Origin of the sequence: Pediococcus sp., from assembly GCF_003533255.1 — a bacterium.
GTDB classification, from domain to species: domain Bacteria; phylum Bacillota; class Bacilli; order Lactobacillales; family Lactobacillaceae; genus Pediococcus; species Pediococcus parvulus.
This window is the reverse complement of sequence record NZ_DOEM01000016.1, coordinates 1-21,024: the sequence shown is the minus strand read 5'-3', so window position 1 is coordinate 21,024 and position 21,024 is coordinate 1. Positions and strand designations below refer to the sequence as shown.

Annotated in this window: 19 protein-coding genes and 1 pseudogene; 6 read left to right on the top strand and 14 right to left on the bottom strand. The window is 39.3% G+C overall.

The features are described from left to right. Positions 1-66 precede the first annotated feature (66 nt). A complete protein-coding gene (locus DD627_RS04295) occupies positions 67-1,380 on the bottom strand; it encodes an NCS2 family permease (RefSeq protein ID WP_260275129.1) in 1,314 nt (437 codons plus the stop codon). A gap of 295 nt (positions 1,381-1,675) precedes the next feature. On the opposite strand from DD627_RS04295, the gene DD627_RS04290 reads away from it, so the two are divergent. Further along, on the top strand, positions 1,676-2,641 hold the full coding sequence (locus DD627_RS04290) for a hypothetical protein (RefSeq protein WP_260275128.1): 966 nt from the start codon (positions 1,676-1,678) through the stop codon (positions 2,639-2,641). A gap of 253 nt (positions 2,642-2,894) precedes the next feature. Here the strand turns inward: DD627_RS04290 and DD627_RS04285 are convergent, their stop codons facing one another. Further along, the gene (locus DD627_RS04285) at positions 2,895-4,814 is read right to left on the bottom strand and encodes a M13 family metallopeptidase (protein WP_260275127.1); all 1,920 of its coding nucleotides are present in this window, start codon (positions 4,812-4,814) and stop codon (positions 2,895-2,897) included. 70 nt (positions 4,815-4,884) lie between these two features. Then, positions 4,885-5,856, bottom strand: coding sequence for an asparaginase (locus DD627_RS04280; RefSeq protein WP_057784745.1), 972 nt, complete (start codon positions 5,854-5,856; stop codon positions 4,885-4,887). A gap of 183 nt (positions 5,857-6,039) precedes the next feature. Between DD627_RS04280 and DD627_RS04275 the strand changes: the two genes are divergently transcribed. Beyond that, on the top strand, positions 6,040-6,798 hold the full coding sequence (locus DD627_RS04275; protein WP_260275126.1) for a potassium channel family protein: 759 nt from the start codon (positions 6,040-6,042) through the stop codon (positions 6,796-6,798). Positions 6,799-6,854: 56 nt separating this feature from the next. Here the strand turns inward: DD627_RS04275 and DD627_RS04270 are convergent, their stop codons facing one another. Together DD627_RS04270 and DD627_RS04265 are read right to left on the bottom strand one after the other, a co-directional pair. Further along, on the bottom strand, positions 6,855-7,181 hold the full coding sequence (locus tag DD627_RS04270; RefSeq protein WP_057784743.1) for a heavy metal-binding domain-containing protein: 327 nt from the start codon (positions 7,179-7,181) through the stop codon (positions 6,855-6,857). A gap of 509 nt (positions 7,182-7,690) precedes the next feature. After that, a pseudogene (locus DD627_RS04265) lies at positions 7,691-8,164 on the bottom strand (MIP/aquaporin family protein); the annotation flags it as partial. Between the two features lie 233 nt (positions 8,165-8,397). Between DD627_RS04265 and DD627_RS04260 the strand changes: the two are divergent. From DD627_RS04260 to DD627_RS04250, 3 genes are all read left to right on the top strand, one after another. Beyond that, positions 8,398-8,832 carry a hypothetical protein gene (locus tag DD627_RS04260; RefSeq protein ID WP_057785050.1) on the top strand — a complete coding sequence of 145 codons (435 nt, stop codon included), beginning with the start codon at positions 8,398-8,400 and terminating at the stop codon, positions 8,830-8,832. Between the two features lie 204 nt (positions 8,833-9,036). After that, a complete protein-coding gene (locus tag DD627_RS04255) occupies positions 9,037-9,768 on the top strand; it encodes a C40 family peptidase (protein WP_068807060.1) in 732 nt (243 codons plus the stop codon). Between the two features lie 135 nt (positions 9,769-9,903). Beyond that, the gene (locus DD627_RS04250) at positions 9,904-10,227 is read left to right on the top strand and encodes a magnetosome magnetite crystal formation protein family (protein WP_068807063.1); all 324 of its coding nucleotides are present in this window, start codon (positions 9,904-9,906) and stop codon (positions 10,225-10,227) included. A gap of 1,303 nt (positions 10,228-11,530) precedes the next feature. On the opposite strand, the gene DD627_RS04245 is transcribed toward DD627_RS04250, so the two are convergent. The 9 genes from DD627_RS04245 to DD627_RS04205 all read right to left on the bottom strand — a co-directional run bounded on the left by DD627_RS04245 (position 11,531) and on the right by DD627_RS04205 (position 19,470). Further along, complete coding sequence (locus DD627_RS04245; RefSeq protein ID WP_260275125.1) at positions 11,531-12,319, bottom strand: hypothetical protein; 789 nt, start codon at positions 12,317-12,319, stop codon at positions 11,531-11,533. 13 nt (positions 12,320-12,332) lie between these two features. Further along, positions 12,333-12,794, bottom strand: a complete 462-nt coding sequence (locus tag DD627_RS04240; RefSeq protein WP_260275124.1) for a MucBP domain-containing protein — start codon at positions 12,792-12,794, stop codon at positions 12,333-12,335. Next, a complete protein-coding gene (locus DD627_RS04235; RefSeq protein ID WP_260275123.1) occupies positions 12,775-13,044 on the bottom strand; it encodes a hypothetical protein in 270 nt (89 codons plus the stop codon). The genes DD627_RS04240 and DD627_RS04235 overlap by 20 nt, the downstream gene beginning before the upstream one ends. A 350-nt stretch (positions 13,045-13,394) precedes the next feature. After that, a complete protein-coding gene (locus DD627_RS04230) occupies positions 13,395-14,384 on the bottom strand; it encodes a ribose-phosphate diphosphokinase (RefSeq protein WP_057784910.1) in 990 nt (329 codons plus the stop codon). Between the two features lie 141 nt (positions 14,385-14,525). Next, positions 14,526-15,941: a bifunctional UDP-N-acetylglucosamine diphosphorylase/glucosamine-1-phosphate N-acetyltransferase GlmU gene (gene glmU / locus DD627_RS04225; RefSeq protein ID WP_260275122.1), complete on the bottom strand. Its 1,416-nt coding sequence runs from the start codon at positions 15,939-15,941 to the stop codon at positions 14,526-14,528. A gap of 40 nt (positions 15,942-15,981) precedes the next feature. Then, the gene (gene purR, locus DD627_RS04220) at positions 15,982-16,800 is read right to left on the bottom strand and encodes a pur operon repressor (RefSeq protein ID WP_147206791.1); all 819 of its coding nucleotides are present in this window, start codon (positions 16,798-16,800) and stop codon (positions 15,982-15,984) included. Between the two features lie 330 nt (positions 16,801-17,130). Beyond that, positions 17,131-17,925, bottom strand: coding sequence for a metal ABC transporter permease (locus DD627_RS04215; RefSeq protein WP_068807074.1), 795 nt, complete (start codon positions 17,923-17,925; stop codon positions 17,131-17,133). Next, positions 17,918-18,613 (bottom strand): metal ABC transporter ATP-binding protein, encoded by a 696-nt coding sequence (locus DD627_RS04210; protein ID WP_057784914.1) that lies wholly within the window; start codon positions 18,611-18,613, stop codon positions 17,918-17,920. Before DD627_RS04210 ends, DD627_RS04215 begins: the two co-directional genes overlap by 8 nt. Then, a complete protein-coding gene (locus DD627_RS04205; protein ID WP_186806978.1) occupies positions 18,610-19,470 on the bottom strand; it encodes a metal ABC transporter solute-binding protein, Zn/Mn family in 861 nt (286 codons plus the stop codon). The genes DD627_RS04210 and DD627_RS04205 overlap by 4 nt, the downstream gene beginning before the upstream one ends. A 273-nt stretch (positions 19,471-19,743) precedes the next feature. Between DD627_RS04205 and DD627_RS04200 the strand changes: the two genes are divergently transcribed. Further along, positions 19,744-20,922: a GNAT family N-acetyltransferase gene (locus DD627_RS04200; protein ID WP_057784915.1), complete on the top strand. Its 1,179-nt coding sequence runs from the start codon at positions 19,744-19,746 to the stop codon at positions 20,920-20,922. Positions 20,923-21,024 lie beyond the last annotated feature (102 nt).

The following is a 21,024-nucleotide window of genomic DNA, read 5'->3' as shown; positions in this document are numbered from 1 at the left end:
GATTGCGATCCCGCCTCCATCGTACTTATAATCTGCCTTTTATCGTTTTGCCTCGCGCACTCTTCTCTATCCCTTATTCAGTATATACATAAAGAAGATAAACACGAAGAACAATCCGTACATAATTGGATGCACTTCTTTACCTCGTTTTGCCGCAATCATTGTAATTGGGTACGTAATAAATCCAAGCGCAATACCATCTGAAACACTATACGTCAATGGCATTCCAATCAAAATTAAAAACGCAGGAATCGCAACTTCCATCTTTTCCCATGACACATGTTTCATCGATTGCGCCATCAATACTCCCACAATAATTAGCGCCGGCGCCGTCACTTGATTCGTAACCACCGCCAAAAGTGGTGAGAAGAACAAACCTAATATAAATAACACACCCGTTGTCACCGCAGTTAATCCAGAACGACCACCAACCGCAATTCCGGCCGACGATTCAACATAAGCACCCACTGGAGAAGTTCCCAAAACAGAACCTGCCAACATTGCCGTTGAATCTGACATCAATGCCCTACCTACTCGCGGCATCTTGTTATCCTTCATAAAACCCGCTTGTTGTGCCAATCCCACCAATGTACCTGCTGTATCGAAGAAAGTAACTAGCAAGAACGTTAAAACAACTACCCATAACTGGACAGTATTGATATCACCAATATGCTGAACTCCAACCATGAAAGTTGGCTTCAAACTTGGAGCCGCCGATACCCATTGTGTTGGTGCCTTAATCAAACCTGTGATCAATCCCAGAATGGCTGTTGCTGCCATTCCAATAAAAATACCACCAGGAACGCGACGAACCATTAAAATCGCCGTCAAAACTAATCCGAAAATTGTTAACCAAGTTGTCGCCACCTCAAGTGATCCTAACCCAACCACTGTCGATTTATTAGCTACAATTAAGCCCCCATCATGCAAACCTATAAAGGCAATGAATAAACCAATCCCACTAGAAATTGCATATTTCAAATCCGCTGGAATTGCATTAATGATCATTTCACGTAATTTAAAAATTGTAATCACGATAAAAATTAAAGAAGCCACAAACACGCCAGCTAAAGCTGTTTGCCAAGGAATCTTCATTCCAATACAAACGGAATAGGCAAAGAACGCGTTAATTCCTAATGCCGGTGCGGTTGCAATTGGATATTTAGCAAGCACCCCCATCAAGAAACAGCCCAAGGCACTCGCTAAAGCTGTTGCTGTAAACACAGCCCCTTTATCCATTCCTGAAGCTCCTAAGACACTAGGATTCACAAATAAGATATATGCCATAGAAATGAAAGTAGTGAAACCTGCCAGAATTTCACGTTTTACTGTTGTATGTAACTGATCAATCTGAAAATAACTATTAATCTTTTCTCCCATGATTGCTTTCTCCTTTAGCATTACTGATTCAAAATCAGAAACCAATTTCGTTCGTGTTTTGATTCCGAAACAACAATATATATCATACAATAAAATCGATTCAAAGTAAAACACAAACTTTAGAATTGTGTAAAAACATTATTTTTCAAAAAATAGCTTTCCACAGTTTTACCTGAAATACTTATCACCTAACTTACCCTCGTATTTCTTTTCATAAGGGTGTATAATTCATATTTATGACAGTGTGTCACATCAAAACACACGAGATGTAAACATTAAAGGTGGTTATTAAATTATGCAAAAGTTTTTATCGGGGATTGTCGGCCTTGTTGCTATCTTTGCACTTGCAGGTTGTGGCAATCAAAAATTAACTGTTGGCTCCTCAACCAAAACACCAAGTGGCATGGTTGCGGTGATTAAAGGCAAAACTAATAAAGATGCCAAAATCAGTTATCGGGTAAAGGGACAAACAAAAAAATCTGTTAAGAATACAGATGGTGCTTATGTGATTGAAATTCCTGCAACTACAAAAACGCAGAAAGTAACAGTTACATCACAAAAAGGGTCTGATGTTCTCACCAAAAACGTCACCATCAAGAAAACTAAAGCTTTAGCAAATTACAAATCAATCGCAACAAAATATAACCAGGCTGTGATTGGCATGTCTTTATCCAAATCCACCCAGAAAAAGGCTCAGGAATTAGCTACCGCTGAAAAGAAAGCAAAAGCGATTTCAACAAAAACAACTTCTGCGGCAAAGGCTAAAGCCGAAATTGCTAAATTACCCGCCAGCCAACAGAAAAAAGCCCTTGCCAAACTTCAAGCACAACAAAAAGAAATGCTCGCACTTCAAAAAGAGGCCAAAGAAGTCCAAACAGCAATGGCTGCTTCTAAAAAGAAGAATAAAGATAAATTATTGCCAACCAGTTTAAACAATGGCGTCCGAAATGTAATAACCCAGAAAAACTATACAGTTCGTGTAAATCATCAAAATAAAAATCTAATGGGCATCACTTTGATTGTTCCAGTTAAAGCCATGAAACAAAAGAGTGGTCAAAAAGATTTTGGAACGGTCTTTGCTTTGTTAACCTCCGAAGTTGGTGCCAAACCAAAATCAGTTATGAAACAGTTCAAGAAAGTTCAAAAAGACGCTAGAAACAGTACCAGCACCTCTACAACAACTCATGTCATTAAATCGAATGGCGTGAAGTTCCAAGTTGGCTATTCAACTACCCATTTATATATTTACATCACTAAGTAAAATTTCCATACTTAAAAAGCCAACCAACAATGAGAAACCGAAATTCTCATGTTGATTGGCTTTTTTGATTTGTTCATTTTTTAGGACAACCCCGCAAGTCAGTCTTTAATATTTAAGCGGGGTTCCCGCAGGATTGCGACTCCGCACTACTCCGTTTTACAGTTGATTTTCGTTCCGAAAATCTCCTATTCTCCGGTCGTTGTCGATTCTTGTGGCAAAAACAGCCGCAAGAACTCGCCCTCCTTCACACTCTTTACCAGATTTGCACCCGTTTCTCCGGATCCAAGTACATGCCATCTCCTGGCTGCACATTAAACGTCTGGTAAAATTCGTCAAAATTCTTTACCTGCACATTGGCCCGCAACTTCGCCGGTGCATGCACATCAATCGACAACAACAACTGTTCATATTCCTTTGTTGCCTTACTCCGCCATACGCGCGCCCAGTTCACAAAGAATGCTTCCAAATCTGGATTCTCAGTATGTTTTGCCGCCTCCAGCGCACAACTCAATCCACCATCATCAGCCACATTTTCAGTCACTACCAACTTACCATTCACCTTACCACCAGCAAATGGAAGCCCATCAAACTCTTCAATCATCGCTTGTGAATGTTTCTTAAATTCTTTCATATCAGTTTCCGTCCACCAGTTATGCAAACTTCCATTTTCATCAAACAACGCACCGTTTGGATCAAACGCATGAGAGATTTCATGAGCCATAACCGCACCAATTCCGCCGTAGTTTTCACTTGCGCTCTGTTTCAAACTATAGAATGGCGCCTGCAAAATTGCCGCTGGGAAACAGATCAAGTTGCCTTCTGGAGAATAATAAGCATTAACCGTATCAGCACTCATTTCCCATTTTTCTTTATCAACTGGTTTGTTAAACTTGCTTAACTGGTCTTCAGTGAAGATCTTTGCAAATGCCTGTGCGTTACCTAATAACGTACCGCCATCCTCAACCGAAGTTGTGTGTAAACGTGTATAAACAGGTTCCATTTTATCAGGATAGCCGACATGAATATCCATTGCACTCAACTTCACAACCGCTTTTTCACGGGTTGCCTTGCTGAGCCAAGTATTATTTTGCAGACGGTCCTTATAAACACCTGTCATCGCCACAACCATATCGTGAACATCTTGTTTAGCCTTTTCACCAAAGTACTTTTTACCATAGTAATCACCCACAACCTGACTAAAGGTACGGCGAGCTAAATAAAATGCACTCTTTTGTTGCTTCATGGCTTCTTTTTGGCCGGATAATGCCCGATGATACGTACCACTTACCTGGCGGAATTCTTCTCCAAGATAACTAGCTAATTGGCCCACAGTATTCACAATTAACCAATTTTTGAAGGCTGGGAACGTTTCTTCATTTACAATCTTGGTGAAGTTTTCAAAGAATTTTGGCTCCGTAACAATCACTTGTTTTGGTGTGTCACCAAGTAATTCAGTGATCCCATCAGCAATTTTAAACTCACCCAATTCTTTGTTGAATTCTGCAAAATCAATGGGATTATACAGCTTGGCAACGTCACTCATTTCTTCTGAATTCTTTTTAAATGGTGCCATTGAAGCATCAAACTTCTTTGCATCCGCCACAATTTGTTTGGCTTCATCTGCAGACTTACCAATCATTGTCAATAATTTCTCAGCCATTTGTGTAAAGACTGCTAACAACTGTGGTCCTGCTTGATTGTCTTTTTCATAGTAGGTTTTGTCAGGTAAAATTAAACTTCCACCTTCAGCCCATAACACGTTTAACTTAGTTTTACCCTGGCTCTTTAAATCAGGTTCTACCCCAATATCAAAGGGCACTGGAAATCCGTTTAAAGTCCAGTCTTTAAATTGTTTGTTCACATCAGCAAAACTAGAAATTGCTTCTACTTTTTCAAGATAAGGCTTTAAAGGTGCCGCGCCATCTTGATCACGTTTTTCAAAGTTAGCAGCGACATCATAAAACTTCAAAAACTCTTTAATTAAAGGATCATTGTTAGCCAATTTTCCTGATTTCATATCGGCGAAATCTGTCATTAATTTTTTATCTACATCATCAACTAAGTCCATGAATCCACCAGTAGATGAGTGGTCACTTGGAATTTCAGCAGTTTCGATCCATTCCCCATTTATTGCATCATAAAAATCATTTCTTAATTTTGTAGCATCTGCCATTTTATCCCATCCTTTATTTTCAGATAGCCATAGTATAGCGCATTTTTAATTTTCTCACAAAATTTTAATTTTACGATACAGCATTACTAATATAATCACGCAATGTCTGTCCCGTTAAACCGGCGCTAATACCTATCAATAATTTAATTCTTGCTTTGGGGCCATTGAGTCCCTGACAAAATGTTACACCCATTCGTTCCAAATCAATTCCGCCACCTGGATAATCATAAATTGGTTCAGCAACACCATTATAGCAACGTGAAACCATGACAACTGGAATTTGATCATCTAAAAGTTTTTTGATAGCTGCAACCGTTTCTAGTGGCATATTTCCAGCACCCAGGCCTTCAATGACGAGCCCCTTTGTTGATTTCTGATCTAAACATTCAATCAAACTAGCTGGCATCCCTGCATAAGCTTTCAACAAATAGACATTACTTACCAAATGGTCAATCGGTACGACCGTTTGTTGAATTAATTCTTGAAAATAATGGATTCCGCGTTTTCCAACTAGACCAATGGGGCCGAATGTTGGTGTCCGAAACGTATCCACGTTAGTCGTATGGGTTTTGGTCACATAACGAGCAGTGTGAATTTCATCATTCATCACCACTAAAACCCCTTTATCCGTTGATTCATCAGCGGCAGCAGTCAAAATTGCACTTTGAAAATTATAAACGCCATCTGAACCAATTTCGTTTGAAGATCGCATTGCCCCCGTTAAAACAATGGGCAAGTGATTTGGGAGCGTCAAATCTAAGAAATAGGCTGTTTCTTCCAAAGTATCCGTTCCATGCGTGATGACAATTCCGTCATAACCTTCTGATTCGGCTTTTTGTACGCGCTTTTGAATTTTCAACATATCAGCTGGGGTAATGTGCTCCGACGGTTTATTTAAAACTGATTCATTAGTTAATTCGATATTGTCATCAATAAACCGGCTATCTAGGAGTGGATTTTCTTTATTTGTTGAAACCTCGCCTAAATCATTGGCAGACATCGAAATTGTGCCTCCCGTATGTAATGCTAATATTTTTTTCAAGTGTTTTTTCCTCCTTGAACTGGTTGGCTTTATATCCCTGATTCTAGTTGATTTCACAGTCAGTTGCTACACTCTATTACGATTTCAATCTTAAAAAATTTCTTGCGATTGAAATTCAGGAGTTTACACTGTCATTTAAAGAGTTAAAATAAGTTTAACATGTACAATCACAGGTGGCATATAATGACTCGAAAACTACAAAAATGGCTCCTTATCTACCAAGTTATTATTGGCGGTTTGGCCTTATTTTCTAGTGGAATTGCATTTTCAACCTTTTTTACACACGTCAATCTTTTATCTGGGACGCTAGGCATTTTTATGAACAGTGTTTTGGGTATTTTCTGGATCGATTATTTAGTTCGCTTTTCTTTTTCTAAAAACAAAAAGGGATTCCTGATTGATAACTCGTTTGACATGCTTGGATTAGTGCCACTGCACCCAATCTTTGCCATCTTTCGAATTGAACAGGTCATCCGAATTATTCGCTACTACCACCTGTTTTGGCGGTTAGGGCTAGACGGTAGATTTACAAAGACAGTACATCGTTTTTTTTATGCCACTGGCTTCGTTTATCTACTATATGTCAGTGTGGTTATCCTAGTTTTAAGCGCATTGCTTTATTCAATCGTTGAAAAAATTTCGCTTGCTAACGCACTGTGGTGGGCCATCACAACTGCAACCACCGTTGGCTATGGCGATGTTTTCCCACATACGGCAATCGGAAAAATCATTGCCTCCATCCTGATGCTTGGTGGTATCGGTTTTATTGGTTTGTTAACCAGTACAATCACCGGCTTCTTCACCTCAAACAATTCCAATATGGAAAACACTGATTTGACGCTGCTTCTGCAAAAAATTGATGACTTATCCGATCAGGTTTCGCAACTGCAAAAAGAAGTTTCTAAAAGCAAAAAGAAATCACATCGAAAAAAGAAATCGTAACTAAAAGACCAGTAACCTTTCACAAAATGAAAAGGGCACTGGCTTTTTTGATTATTCTAATTTACAAATTTAACAGCTGTCCCATAAGCAGCAACTGTTTCCATGTCTTGACCAATTGAATCTGAATCAAACCGCATCATAACCACTGCGTCGGCACCCATTTCTTCTGCATTATTTCTCAACCGCGAAATGGCAGTATCCCGTGCTTCAGACAACAATTCTGAATAAGACTTAATCTCACCACCAACAATGTTCTTCAATCCGGCACCGATATTTTTAATTACATTTTTTGACTGAGTCGTCAATCCAAAAACTTCACCAATAATTTCATAACGTTGACCCGGAACATTTTCAGTCGTGGTCACTAAAATTCTGTCTGCCATCTGTGTGTCTCCTAACTTTGCCCTAGTTTAGTTGAAACTTACTTGCCATCCATATTATAGCATGAAAGCGTGCCCGTTTAGTGAGCTCTAGGACCGCTCGACAAGTCAAAAGGCAGATTATAAGCATGATTCCCGCGGGATTGCGATCCCGCATACATCGCCGCCCTTGCCCTACTTTTTTCCGCTGAACTCTAGGACCGCTCGACAAAACAAATAGCAAAGTATAAGCACGATCACTGCGGGGTTGCTCCCCGCATACATCGCCGCCCTTGCCCTGCTTTTTTCCGCTGGACTCTAGGACCGCTCGACAAAACAAATAGCAAAGTATAAGCACGATCACTGCGGGGTTGCTCCCCGCATACATCGCCGCCCTTTCCCTGCTTTTTTCCGCTGAGCTCTAGGACCGCTCGACAAGTCAAAAGGCAGATTATAAGCATGATTCCCGCGGGATTGCGATCCCGCATACATCATGCTTATAATCTGCCTTTTACCGACTTGTCTCGCGCACTTTACTCTTCACTGCCCAAATAATTACCCACACCAGCAGCCAACACCGCTCCTACCAATGGTGCCACCAAATACAACCAGTAATGAGTCATCGCTGAACCACCCTCAAACAACGCCGGACCAAAACTTCGTGCCGGGTTCAATGATCCTCCCGTCAAATTCAACGCCACTATAATCATCAACGCCAATGTAATTCCAATAATCAATCCCGCAAAGTTTGCATTGCCCCACTTTTTACTTGTGACCAACACAATAACCAACACAAACAGGAATGTTACCAACGTTTCCGTAATAAACGCACCACCCACCGAAATATTCGGAAAGTCCGTTTGTCCCAAATTCTTTGTCGACAATCCTAATTCATGAACTAAATCAAACACAATTGCAGATGCCAAAATTGCGCCAACAAACTGCGAAATCACATAGCCCACAAAATCCTTGATTCCTAATCGATGATTTAACAACATTGCCAATGAGCTCAGCTAAATATTTTCTCATATTTCCATCTCCCGTTACATTACGAATAATGAATACTTTCTATCTAACAAAAATTATAGATTAATTTTTCAAAATAAACAATCTTGAACTATTAAAAACCGGTAATAAAATTTAACTATCCTTTAAAATCGGACAAAACGCTCGTTTACATAGCGTATCTTTCTTGTTGTTATGGTAAAATATAACTAATATATTTTTAGGGGGAATGACCATGAGCCAAGTCGATGTCAAGTTAATCACAGAACCAACCGCAAAAGAATTTTTAACCGATTATAAAGAACAAAAGCGAAATAATAATGTTCCCGAGCTCAAAAGCCAAGGCCATTTTATTCTACCCGACTACAAACTGACCAGACAACGCAAAGCTTTTAAGATCATGAAACACACCTATCTGACAAAGCACTACAAATCATATGTTGCTTTCGATTCCGACAATGGCCACACCCTGTGGATGAAAAACTTTGCCAGTTTAACTGAAGCTGTTTTTTGGCTTGAAACTGGACTGGATATTGGTGATACAGACACTCGTTCAACCTACAAAGAGTGGAAGGTAAAGCATGAAGACGCCATTGAAGATTTAAAAAACCAATTGCGTGAGCTGAAGAAGAAACGTACGCAACAAATTCCTTTAGACAGTGCTAATTAAGCATAAAATTGCAATTATTAAGAATTCACCTATTTTTTGAGGGTGAATTTTTTTTGCAACATAATTTAAAATTTTATCAAATATTACAAAAGTCTTTGACTTATTGAGGTCACTTTAATTGCATTGACACTATTAAGTTACTTCCCTGTAACATAAATTAAGTATCATGAACGTTATACAATTCGCACGGGGGTAATGTCTAACATGAAATACATAGTAAGAATATTCGCAATTCTAAGCATTTTCATCGGAATCACTGCCGTTCATGCAACTCAAGCAAACGCGGCTACAACATTTCGTGTAGTTTCTACTAAAAACGTCACGGTCAAATCTTATGTTCGTACCAGCGCTAAGGGTTCTCTTTACAATTTGAATGGTAAACTACCTTATGTTAGTTTTAAAACCGCTCATCAATTAAAAAACTATCCAAGAACTACTTTCCGAGTTACGAAGTCGCGTATTATTCTTAGAAACGGCGTAAAAACACAATACTATTACGCCATCAGTACTAATGGCAAGGCAGCTGGCTGGGTATGGCATGGTTATTTGAAGCTCAAACCTGGTACCGCAACTTATGCCAAGATTTATAGTCAAGCTCGTAAACAATTAGGAAAACGTTACGTTTACGGAGCAGTTGGTCCTAAATATTTTGACTGTTCCGGCTTATCAAAGTACGTTTACAAGAAAGCCATCAATAAGACCCTTCCAAGAACAGCTCAGTCACAATACAATAAATACAAAAAGGCTTCAACGAGCACTCGTAAGAAAGGCGATCTCGTCTTCTTTGGAGGAAGTAAGAGAAGCATCTCTCATGTAGGTATCTATGTTGGTAACGGTAAAATGATTGATGCTCAAAATCGCGGTGTCATCACTGAAAAAGTTGCTTCACCATGGTGGCATTGTGTTGGATATTGTCGACCTGCAACATTAAGCTAAACTTTAATAATGGATATAGTAGTGCTTAGGTGCTACTATTTTTTTGTGAATTTATTCTAGTATTCATATTTGTATACCTCACATGAAAAGTCCTGTACAATGTAATTATCATAAATGACTAGGAGGTTATTTCTAATGACAACTGAAAACAAAGTACTAAGTTCCCTTTCCTATTTGAGCATTTTATTTTTGCCTGTTTTGTTTCCATTAATTGTTTGGATCCTCACTAGTGATCGCCCACAAACTCGTCATTATGCAGCCAATGCGCTACTCGTTCATCTGTTCCCTGCTATTTTTCTATTTGCAATTTTAATCATTGCAGGCATTCAGGGAGCAATTTCAAATGACCCCACTTCGGTTGGCTGGCTTCTCATGATTTTATTGGGCATATTTGCCATTGTATCAATTGGATTTTTCATTTACAGCATCTATAAAGGAATTAAAATTCTTGTAAATTAACTGAATAAACTGTCACTAAAGCCGGTGTGTTAATCTTTAACTCCCCTGGCTTTTTAATTTTCAAAAAAAGTTGTTTTAAATGTTGCAAGCGGTTACATGATGTGCTAATATAATAAGTGAGGAAAGGGAATGAAAGATTTCCGATTAACTCAAACTTCTCAAAGCGCTTTAGGTCAGTCAATAGTTGCCGATGGTGATCTAACGTAGAAGCGCAACTTGGAACTATGTGGTGAAGGCTTATCAATCATGGGCATCGTGTAAAGGTTTTGCTTGTTGAAAAACATGTGAGCAGTTTACAGTCAGATTGATTATGTACGTTAGCTCAAAAGTTTTGATGTGCAACTCAGGAGAGTACGATAATGATACCTTGAGTTATGAGCATCGGTTTCCAAGGTTTTGATGTTGAAGAACATTGTGAGCGGATAAAGTAGTTAGTACTTGGCTCAAAAGCCTAGATGTGCGATTGATAGGTGCGTAGTTTTCTGGTAACGAAGCAACTAAATATGATAAAGATTTTGGTTAATATGTAATTAGACTTCGGTTTAAGCAGGTGTTGCCAATGACAAGAGTAAACGTAAGTTAGAGATAACTTACAGGTTCCGATTATTCAAAGAATTACAGTAGTTAGTAAGTAACAAGTATCTAGTACGTTTGCGGAGGTATTTAGGATAGTAAAACTAATTTCTTCCAAAACCGTCTTTAATCACCGTTAGCCTGTATTTTGTGTATGTATCACGTGGGATTCAAACTTACGCTGATCACAATTAGCAGATTTTGATAACAACGATCACAGGTAGGTCAGGTTCACGACGGTAGAACAATTGAACAATGAAGGTGTAAAGTTATTAACAAATTTGATATTGAAGATGTTAATCGCGAAACCCTTTCCTCGTAGGTAGACTTTAAGCTTTGAGAAGAACTTAAAGTCTACTTTTTTGTGTAGTGAGTGAAGAAAAAGTGAGCGGAACAAGGCGTCTAGACTCATAGTTATAAGTGAGATGGAGGCGGGATCGCAATCCCGCAGGAATCTTGCTTATAGCTATGAGTCTGCCTTGTGGAGCTGTCCTAAAATAGTGAGCGGATTGCAGCGCTTTGTCTTATCAATATAATGATGCCGGTAGCGGGATCATTATCCCGCGGTTAGGCATGATTATATTGATAAGACTGCTGTAAGGAGCTGTCCTAATCCAAAATCAACCACCCACCAAAAAACAGGTCACACCCCAAGAAGAGCGTAACCTGTTTCATGAAATCCAAACATCAATCATCAACATTTGAATACATAATATTTTCAAAACTAAATTTAAAATTTTCTTTTTCGAACGACCCCGAACAAAGCTAAAGTAGCCATGGCGAGTAATCCAATGATGCCAACATTTCTACCAGCAACCGTATTTGCTTCATTGGTTTGTGGTAATTCTTTATTAGCCGAAACTGAACTCTTTTTCGTCGAACCAGAAGCAGATTGACCATTTACTGAAGGATTAGAATTAACTACCTTACCACTGTTAGTTTGACCTGAACCGTTTCCTTGATTGTTAGGTTGATTTTGACCAGAGTTCGATCCTCCGTTGCCATTTGAACCACCATTATCACCGGGGTTTCCTGGAGTTCCTGGATTGCCACCATTGTCAGCCTTCACAACTACCACACCTGTTCCAGATACGGAAAGTCCTGTAACTGGATCAGTATAAGTGAAGGTATAGGTCCCACGATTGCCAGCAATATTCGTGTCGAAATTGCTTGGGCCCTTGATAACTAAGCTACCGTTTGCAATTGCTTCTGCATAACTTAAAGTTGTGCCTGTAGAAGAAACAATCGAATTGAAAAGATTTTCCGGTTTAAAACTAGATCCCTTTTCAATCGTAATCTGTGGCTTAATATTAATGGTTGGTTTTACAGCATCATACTTATAAGTCAACTTGATACTATAGTCTTTACCAACCCCATTTTCAGATACAGTCGTTTTATCAATATACGTTAAAACTGTTTGCCAATCAGATGCCGTCCACTCACTTGGATCTTTGGTTACCCCTGCAGCAGATGCAAAATCAGTCAAACTACCAGTATGTGTACCGTCCTCGTTAGTCAAGGTATAACTACTATTAGTGTAGTTCCACTTGATAACCTGAAATAGTTTTCGGTGCGGCAAAGCTATAGTTTTCACCCGCTTTAAGTTCTGTAGTATCTGCATTGGCAATTGCCTTGCCTGTTGTATCTTGATATTCAGTTGTTTGATTAAACGTTCCTTGAGGCACTACAGAATCATACTTATAAGTTATGGTAATACTATAATTTTCCCCAACACTATTCACTTTTATTGTATTCAGAAAAGCGATTACTTTTTTCCAATCAGAAGTCGTCCAGTTACTTGGATCACCAACTACTCCGGCGGCAGATGCAAAATCGGTGAGCTTTCCAGTATTCGTGCCATCTTCGTTGATTAAAGTATAACTACTTTTAGCATAGTTCACTTGGTACCCCTTAATTTCTTTAGGCACACTAAAACTGTAATTGTCTCCCGTTTTAAGACTTGTGCTAATTGAATCAGCAATCCTTTCGCCCATTTATGTCTTGATACTCCGTCGTCTGATTAAACGCATTTTGGGATGCTTCTCGAGTTGATTTTTTTTCATTTTTACTTACTTGTGTCGCGTTTGATGAACTTACATTATTTTTAGAAGACACTGCTACATTAGTTGTCTCCGCATTTACTTGATTGGGTGTCACACCCATCCCTAAAATTCCTGCTGAAAACAGTAGCGTCCCCGCGAGTAAAGCATATTTCCGATTTTGTTTCACTTTATTATTGGTCATTTTGCTCTCCTTTCAAACATCATTTACATCATCATTCTCCATCTGCATTCTAACATCTTACCGGTAATATTGACAGCACTTACATTGTATTATTTACTATTAAGAATTTTCAATAGAATAATCAAGAAAACCCGCTTTAAATGCATACATTTGTCGGTATTTGTCCGCTATATCTTTATTCTTTAGTTATTCAAAATCATACAATTATTGTGTTCCTCTTGTGGGCTCAAAATTCGCTTAAATCCCTTAAATTTTAGGCAAAAAAATCCAGGAAGAAATTAGATTCATTTCTTTCCGGATTTAATGTTAACTTTATTTCAACCAAACAAAGTTACTGTCTAATTGTATTTTTAATCTCTTTCCGCTTCTTCTTTGCTGAAACGGTTGTTGAATAATGGACTAACTGGTTTGTTTTCGTGAATTAAACGAATAGCTTCACCAATTAATGGACCAACAGAGATTTGAGTAATTTTTGAAATTTTCTTTTCTTCTGGTAAATTAATCGAATCAGTCACAATCAATTGCTTGATTGGTGAATTAGCAATTCTTTGAATAGCTGGACCTGATAAAACAGGATGTGTACAACTTGCGTAAACCTCAGTTGCACCAGCGTCCATTAAGGCTTGTGCGCCAAGGGTGATGGTTCCAGCAGTATCGATCATGTCATCAATCATGATACAACGTTTGCCCTTCACTTCACCAATAATGTTCATGACTTCCGCAACATTTGCACGAGGCCGCCGTTTGTCAATGATCGCAATTGGAGCCTTCAAGAACTCAGCCAACTTACGAGCTCTGGTCACACCACCATGATCTGGTGAAACCACAACGGAATCTTTATCCAAATGATGTTCAATAAAGTAGTCAGCCAACAATGGTGCGCCCATCAAGTGATCCATTGGAATGTCAAAGAATCCTTGAATTTGAGCGGCATGCAAATCAAGCGCAATAATACGTGTTGCACCAGCTTTTTCAATCATATCTGCTACTAACTTAGCAGTAATTGGTTCACGTGAACGCGCCTTACGATCCTGACGTGCATAGCCATAATATGGAATAACCACATTAATAGTTTGAGCACTTGCTCGTCTTAGTGCATCGATCATAATAAGAAGTTCCATCAAATTATCATTTACAGGTGCCGAAGTGGACTGAATAATGTACACTTGATCCCCACGAATACTTTCTTCAATGTTAATTCTAATTTCACCATCGCTAAAACGATCAACAGACGTCTTACCTAGCTTAACACCAACTGCTTCAGCAATTTTTTCTGCTAAAGGCTTGTTTGAATTCAAAGCAAAGATCTTCAGCTTTGGATCAGAATATTGTCCAGACATGAAATCCTCCAATAACGATTTTTAAGAATCTGTTTGATTACCACTATATATAATAATTCATTTGAGCCACCAAAAGCAAGCGTATTTCCCGCACAAACAAGAAATACTTCAACTTGTCTTCGAAACTTAACACCAGTCCCTTTAATCCTTATTTTCAGCCTGTTTTGCTTCTTCTTGTTTTATTGCATCATAAACCGGCAACTTCTTGAAATATCCTGGTTTTGTCGTTTGCCGAGAACGCGCAATTCCCATGTCATACTCCGCCAAATCATCTGTGATTGTTGAACCGGCAGCCACATACGAATAGTCAGCCATTTTAACTGGGGCAATAATATTTGAATTGCTCCCGATAAATGCATGGTCACCAATAACCGAGGTGTGTTTATTAATGCCATCATAATTCACAAAGACCACGCCACAACCAATATTGATGTCAGTTCCCAAAACGGCGTTTCCGACATAAGTCAAATGACCCACTTTAGTCCGAGCACCCAGTTTGGCTTTTTTAATTTCGCAGAAGTTTCCAATGTGCACACCTTCACCAATTTCAGCTTCCGGACGCAAATGACTGTTAGGTCCAATATCGCTGTCATCATGCATAATAGATTCTTCGATTGTAGAAGAAGTGACATGTACACGATCACCAATCTTAGAAGATACAATCTTGGAATTTGCACCAATGACACAGTCAGAACCAATGACCGTTTTTCCAGATATCGAAACGCCTGGTTCTACAATCGTATCGGATCCAATTTTGACATCCACATCAATGTAAGTATTGTCAGGATCAATTAACGTGACCCCATTAGCCATATGCTGATCATTAATGCGTTCTTGCATGATTTTAGTGGCATTTGCCAAGGCCTTACGATCATTCACACCCATGGATTCGGAAAAGTCTTTCATCTCATAAGCGGCCACAATTTCGCCTTGGGACTTCATAATTTCAATAACGTCTGGCAAATAGTATTCACTTTGTGCGTTATTATTTTTCACTTGATGTAACGCAGCAAACAACTTTTTGTTGTCAAAACAGTAAACACCAGTATTGATTTCGTGAATTGCAGCTTCTTCCCGAGTGGCATCTTTTTCTTCCACAATTTTAGAAACAACCCCCACATTGTTGCGCACAATTCGACCATAAGAAAATGGATTGTCAGCATCAGCGGTCAAAATGGTCGCTGCAGCCCCTTTTTCTTTATGATATTCAAACAAATCTTCAAAAGTGCTAGCACGAAAAAGTGGCGTGTCACCACTGACAACCATGGTCATCCCATCTTTATCGCCCAAAATAGATTCCGCCTGCAAAACAGCATGACCAGTTCCTAATTGTTGTTCTTGATAGGCATATTCAGTTCGTTTGCCAAGTTCATCTTCGACCCGTTCAGCACCGTGACCAACCACTGTGACGACCTGATCCATGTTTGTCTTTTCAACTTGGGTCAACACGTGATCTACCATTGATTTCCCACAAACGCGATGTAAAACCTTGTATAACTTCGACTTCATCCGGGTTCCTTGACCGGCTGCTAGAATAACTGTGTATTTACCACTCATTTGAATTTCTCCTTGCTTTTTTAATAAAAATTCTTTTGATTTAATCAAAAACTTTTGCTAAATAATTACCGGGTTGAATTTGAATTTCGGCGCGACTCGCATCCACATTCAACAATGAAGTGACGTCATCGATCATCCGTTGTCCATTGAAATTACCTTGGGCAAAAACGGTTGTGCCAATTAACTCAGCTTCAAATTCAGTGATCAGCGCCTGCATCCCTTTGAGCGTGCCGCCACCTTTCATATAATCATCCACAACTAAAACTCGTGTTCCGGCTTTCAAACTCCGTTTAGAGAGTTCCATTTTCTTAATCTGAGCTGAAGATCCGGAAACATAGTTCACACTGATTGTGGAACCCTCTGTAATTTTAGAATCATGGCGTACAATAATAAAGGGCACACCTAAATAATCCGCGACACTCTGGGCAATTGGAATTCCTTTCGTTTCTACGGTCATAATGGCATCCACTTTTTTCTGTGCGTATTCATTTGCGATTAACCGACCAACTTTTTTCAAAACCACTGGATCGCTTAATAAGTCAGACATATACAAATAGCCACCTGGTAAAATCCGATCAGCTGTAGAAAGCTGTTGAATTAAATCATCAATGATCGTTTTTGCTTCATTTTTTTGAATTGTTGGAATAAACAAAGCCCCGCCTGCCGCACCGGGGATTGTTTCTAAAATTCCAGTTCCCCGATTTGAAAAGGTCCGTTTAATAATTGCCATGTCTTCGCTAATAGAAGATTTAGCAGAATCGTAACGTTCGGCAAAAAACCGAAGTGTTACTAACGTGTGGGGCCGCTCTAAAAAGTATCTAGTCATATCAATCAAACGATCACTTCTTCGGACACTCACCGCTATCAACTCCATTCTATTTATTAAGTTACTTTACCTTCGATCATAGCATAAAAGTTCGTGTTTTGCTCAAAAAACGGAAAAGGTTTATCATCTTTTTGATTTCTTTCTCTAGAGTAATCGCATCGTGTTCATATTTTTCGTAAAGTATCACTCAACTAAAAAATTGATCGTAGCGAGTCATGAAAATGGACTCAGTAGTGAAATTACTGTTGGTGCTTTAGCACTTACAGTAAGGTCAATATTCAAGCCAACAGTTGGCTTGAATTTGTGCCCACTACGCTCCAGTCCATTTTTTTTAGACTCGCTACGATCAATTTTTAATTTTATTTATCCATTTTTAATTCGATTCCAAGTCAAAGCACCAAAGTAGATCACACACTCGATCATCGCGATGAAGAAACTGACTGGCCAATTGGTAACATAGCCTAAATACAAGCCTAGCCAAACGCCTAACAACGCAGCCCCAATTGAAAACACCATCATGCCACTCACTGTCCTCGTGAAATACTTTGCACTCGAAGCCGGTAACGTTAAAAGCACGAAAATCAGTAGTGAACCCACAATCTGTGCGGCAACACTCACACTCAACGCTAAAATTACCAAAAAGATAATTGAGATTGCCTGCGTATTCACTCCTTTAACTTGAGCACCCACGTGATCAAATGAATCAAACCGCAAGTCTCGATACACGATAAATATAATCACCAGTACGGCAATCGACAACCACAAAATCTGGTCCACTTCCGATTGACTAATCCCAATCATGCTTCCAAACAGAATACTGGTTGCATCGCTGGCATTTTTATTTGCCAAAGACAAGAATAAAATTCCCGATCCTAAGAAAAGACTAGATATCGCACTAATCGAGGCCTCACGCCGAGAAGACTTGGAACTCATTTGGCCAATCAAGACGGAACTCACAATTGTAAAAAGTAACATACCATTTAATGGTGGCCAACTCATAAAGATTCCAAATGAAGCACCTGAAAAACCAATTTCTGACAACATGTGACTCAGAAACGACATATTTCGGCCGATAACATACACGCCAATGATACCGCTGATCACGGCAATCATGGTTCCTGCTATGTAGGCATGGCGCATAAATGCAAAACTAAGCATGTTCAGCCTCCTCTAAATCAGATTCTTTGAACTCACTAATTGGGCCACTCAGATAACTACCATGACGCATCAACAAGTAGTCATGGGCGTATTTCTGTGCTAGCTCAATATCATGGGTGATAAACAACACCGTCACACCTTGTTGCTCGTTAAATTCTTTCACCAAATCCAAAAGTTCAAACTTACGGACATTGTCCAAACTAGCTGTGGACTCATCCAAGATAAGGAGATCCGGATTGTTAATCAAGGCTTGTGCCAAATACGCTTTCTGTTTTTCCCCACCTGAAGCCTCACCAAGAGGTGTATTTTGAATGGATTCCAAATTAGTTTGTTCAATGATTTTATCTAATTTTTGCCGTTCTTTTTTGGACAACCACGGCATATGACTATCATGCAAATTCAGGCCAATAAAATCCCGAATAGATAATGGATACTCCTCATCAATATTTCGAAACTGAGGGACATAACCAATTTTCATCCGTTTGAATACGGGACGATACTCGATTTTGCCATGTTGTGGTGTCAGTTCATGCAAAATCACCCGCACAAGTGTGGTTTTGCCCACTCCATTTTGACCAACAACACTCAAAAAATCTCCTTGATTCAATTGAGCAGAAAGATCATTCAAAACTAAGTGATCTGGAAACGACACAGTTAAGTTTTTGATATTTAAAACGGGCTCACTCATTGCAATCTTTCCTTCTTTTGGATTTTGGCCACTTGGTCATATTGCTCAGTCATCCAGTCAAGATATGTTTTGCCAGATGGCTGAGTTTCGGTAATGTTTAAAACCGGGACATGATGCTTATACGCCAGTTTGACCATGTTTTTCACAATTGGATCTGATGCTTGCGGATTATTAACGAAAAACGCAATCTTATGTTTCTTAATATCGTTTTGCATCTGGCGGATATCCTGTGTAGTTGGATCAGAACCATTTTCAACCGCCAACGCAAAATGAGAATTATTAACTTTATAGCCCAGTTTTGCCAACGCATAGTCGAAAACTGGTTCACTCACATCGACTCGACTCTTCAATCGATTCTTCTTAAGCTGGGCAATTTGTTTGTCAATTCTATTAAGTGACTTAATGTAACGAGCGGCATTTTTTTCGAATTGTTTGCGATGTTTCGGATCTTTTTTCGCAAAAACTTTAGCTAATTTTTGGGCTAACTTAGGCATGGTTTGATGGTTATACCACACATGCGGATTATCTGTTAACTTCTTTCCCATCACAGTTCCACCAACATTAATTTTAGTAGCTCCCGATTCGGAATCCGATTCAATCAACCGTTGCATCCAACTGTCATAGCCCAAACCGTTATAGACAATGACGTCGGCTTTAGCCACTGATTTAGCCGTATTCGTAGTCGGCTCGAAATCATGCGGATCCACATTAGGTCCATTGATAATTTCGTCCACAGTCCCGTATTTGCCCACAACCGCCTTAGCCGTCTCACCATAAAAATTCAGGGAAGTCACAATATGAAGTTTATTCGATTTGTTTTTACTTGGCGCGCAGCCCCCCAGAACTAGTAAACACATTCCAGTGAGAACTGCTAGCACGTATAGCCACTTATGTTTCAATATAAATTCCCCGTTTTTTAAAAAGTAATCATTACTATTTAGCAACTTTTTATATTATAGCAAACGTACCCGGTTTTAAGCAAGCTTGCTGAATAATCTTTATTCTTTTGAAAGTTAACTTAAGACAGTTTGAAAACTGCTAAAATTTCATTTTTAGTTTTAGCCGTAGATCTGTCTATACCACTGCCAAATATGCTAAAATTAAGGTATTAATTAACCACGGAGGTTACGATGAAATCACAATTTGTGCTTGATAATTCTTCAAAGGCTGCCTTGTATAATCTGTATCTTTACGCATTCAATAAACCTGATAGTGACTTTCGCAAAAAATTCTGGTCCACACGGTTTGACCACGGAATTCCGTATGGGATATTCGAAGATGATGAACTGGTTAGTGGCCTCTTCAGCATGCCGTTTAAAGTGAATTTTCACGGTAATCCCCTTCTCATGAATGGGATTACCGATGTGATGAGTGTCCCTGAATATTCCGGTAAAGGGGCTGCCGGGACTTTAATGAAAGCCGCCCTTCATGATATGTATAAAAATAATGTGGTCCTTTCCTACTTAGCACCTTTCTCGTTTGCTTACTATCGTAAGTTTGGCTACGAACAAGTTTTTGATCATCAATTATATCGGCTTTCTGGTGACAAACTTCCCAGGGTAAAACCCAGCCCAGTTGGTCATGTGCGCCGGACTAGTTTAAAGAATGCAATTTCTGTCATTAAAGGAGCTTATCTTGAGTCACCCCTCAGCCAGAACGGGGGTCTCATTCGTGCTGACTGGTGGTGGCAATATTTAACCGAAAAGCATCCCGAATGGCAAGTCGCATACTATCAAGATGCCCAGCAAGCTGTTACTGGCTATCTCATTTATACCCGTTCGGCAGATGAGTTCCACGTACAGGAATTTGTGCATCTTACCCCCGCTAGTTATCAGTCACTACTGAGCTTTGTATTCAAACATGGGGCTGGCTATCAAACATACACATTTGAAAATGCTAATCCAAATTACCAAGGCGACTTACTAGCTGATCCGTATGCTTTAGAAGTTAAAACGCATCCGTACATGATGGGCCGCATTGTTAACTTACAGGCATTCTTGGCGGTATATCCGTTTGAAAAATCCGATTTTAAACCCTTGAGTTTTAACATTGAAGATGAAGTGATCCAGCAAAACCAAGGGAGCTGGACCATCTCGGCTACTGATGGCAAAACGGGAATTGAGCATGATTCTGAGAAAAAAGCTGATGTGCCAACAGTGACAATTCAACAATTTACCAAGGCTACTTTTGGTTATCGCACCTTAAGCTCTCAACAAGCCTTTGGTCAATTTGAAGCTAGTCCACAGGTACTTGCTAAATTAGATCAATTATTTGTCACCCCAAAGCCTGTTTTGGCAGATTATTTCTAAAAAGAGTGGGAAAAAGGTGTTGTGACTTCTCCCTCGATTTCGACTATTAAAGTTCAGAAACAGAAAGAGACTGGGATTTTTGCACTAGGCCCTGTCAAGTTG

Coding starts and splice junctions, on each gene's coding strand:
- glmU (WP_260275122.1), bottom strand. CDS start 15,941: ATGAGTGGTAAATACACAGTTATTCTAGCAGCCGGTCAAGGAACCCGG.
- DD627_RS04255 (WP_068807060.1), top strand. CDS start 9,037: ATGAAATACATAGTAAGAATATTCGCAATTCTAAGCATTTTCATCGGA.
- DD627_RS04210 (WP_057784914.1), bottom strand. CDS start 18,613: ATGAGTGAGCCCGTTTTAAATATCAAAAACTTAACTGTGTCGTTTCCA.
- DD627_RS04285 (WP_260275127.1), bottom strand. CDS start 4,814: ATGGCAGATGCTACAAAATTAAGAAATGATTTTTATGATGCAATAAAT.
- DD627_RS04250 (WP_068807063.1), top strand. CDS start 9,904: ATGACAACTGAAAACAAAGTACTAAGTTCCCTTTCCTATTTGAGCATT.
- DD627_RS04240 (WP_260275124.1), bottom strand. CDS start 12,794: ATGGGCGAAAGGATTGCTGATTCAATTAGCACAAGTCTTAAAACGGGA.
- DD627_RS04235 (WP_260275123.1), bottom strand. CDS start 13,044: ATGACCAATAATAAAGTGAAACAAAATCGGAAATATGCTTTACTCGCG.
- DD627_RS04205 (WP_186806978.1), bottom strand. CDS start 19,470: ATGTGTTTACTAGTTCTGGGGGGCTGCGCGCCAAGTAAAAACAAATCG.
- DD627_RS04215 (WP_068807074.1), bottom strand. CDS start 17,925: ATGCTTAGTTTTGCATTTATGCGCCATGCCTACATAGCAGGAACCATG.
- DD627_RS04290 (WP_260275128.1), top strand. CDS start 1,676: ATGCAAAAGTTTTTATCGGGGATTGTCGGCCTTGTTGCTATCTTTGCA.
- DD627_RS04270 (WP_057784743.1), bottom strand. CDS start 7,181: ATGGCAGACAGAATTTTAGTGACCACGACTGAAAATGTTCCGGGTCAA.
- DD627_RS04200 (WP_057784915.1), top strand. CDS start 19,744: ATGAAATCACAATTTGTGCTTGATAATTCTTCAAAGGCTGCCTTGTAT.
- DD627_RS04295 (WP_260275129.1), bottom strand. CDS start 1,380: ATGGGAGAAAAGATTAATAGTTATTTTCAGATTGATCAGTTACATACA.
- DD627_RS04230 (WP_057784910.1), bottom strand. CDS start 14,384: ATGTCTGGACAATATTCTGATCCAAAGCTGAAGATCTTTGCTTTGAAT.
- DD627_RS04260 (WP_057785050.1), top strand. CDS start 8,398: ATGAGCCAAGTCGATGTCAAGTTAATCACAGAACCAACCGCAAAAGAA.
- DD627_RS04275 (WP_260275126.1), top strand. CDS start 6,040: ATGACTCGAAAACTACAAAAATGGCTCCTTATCTACCAAGTTATTATT.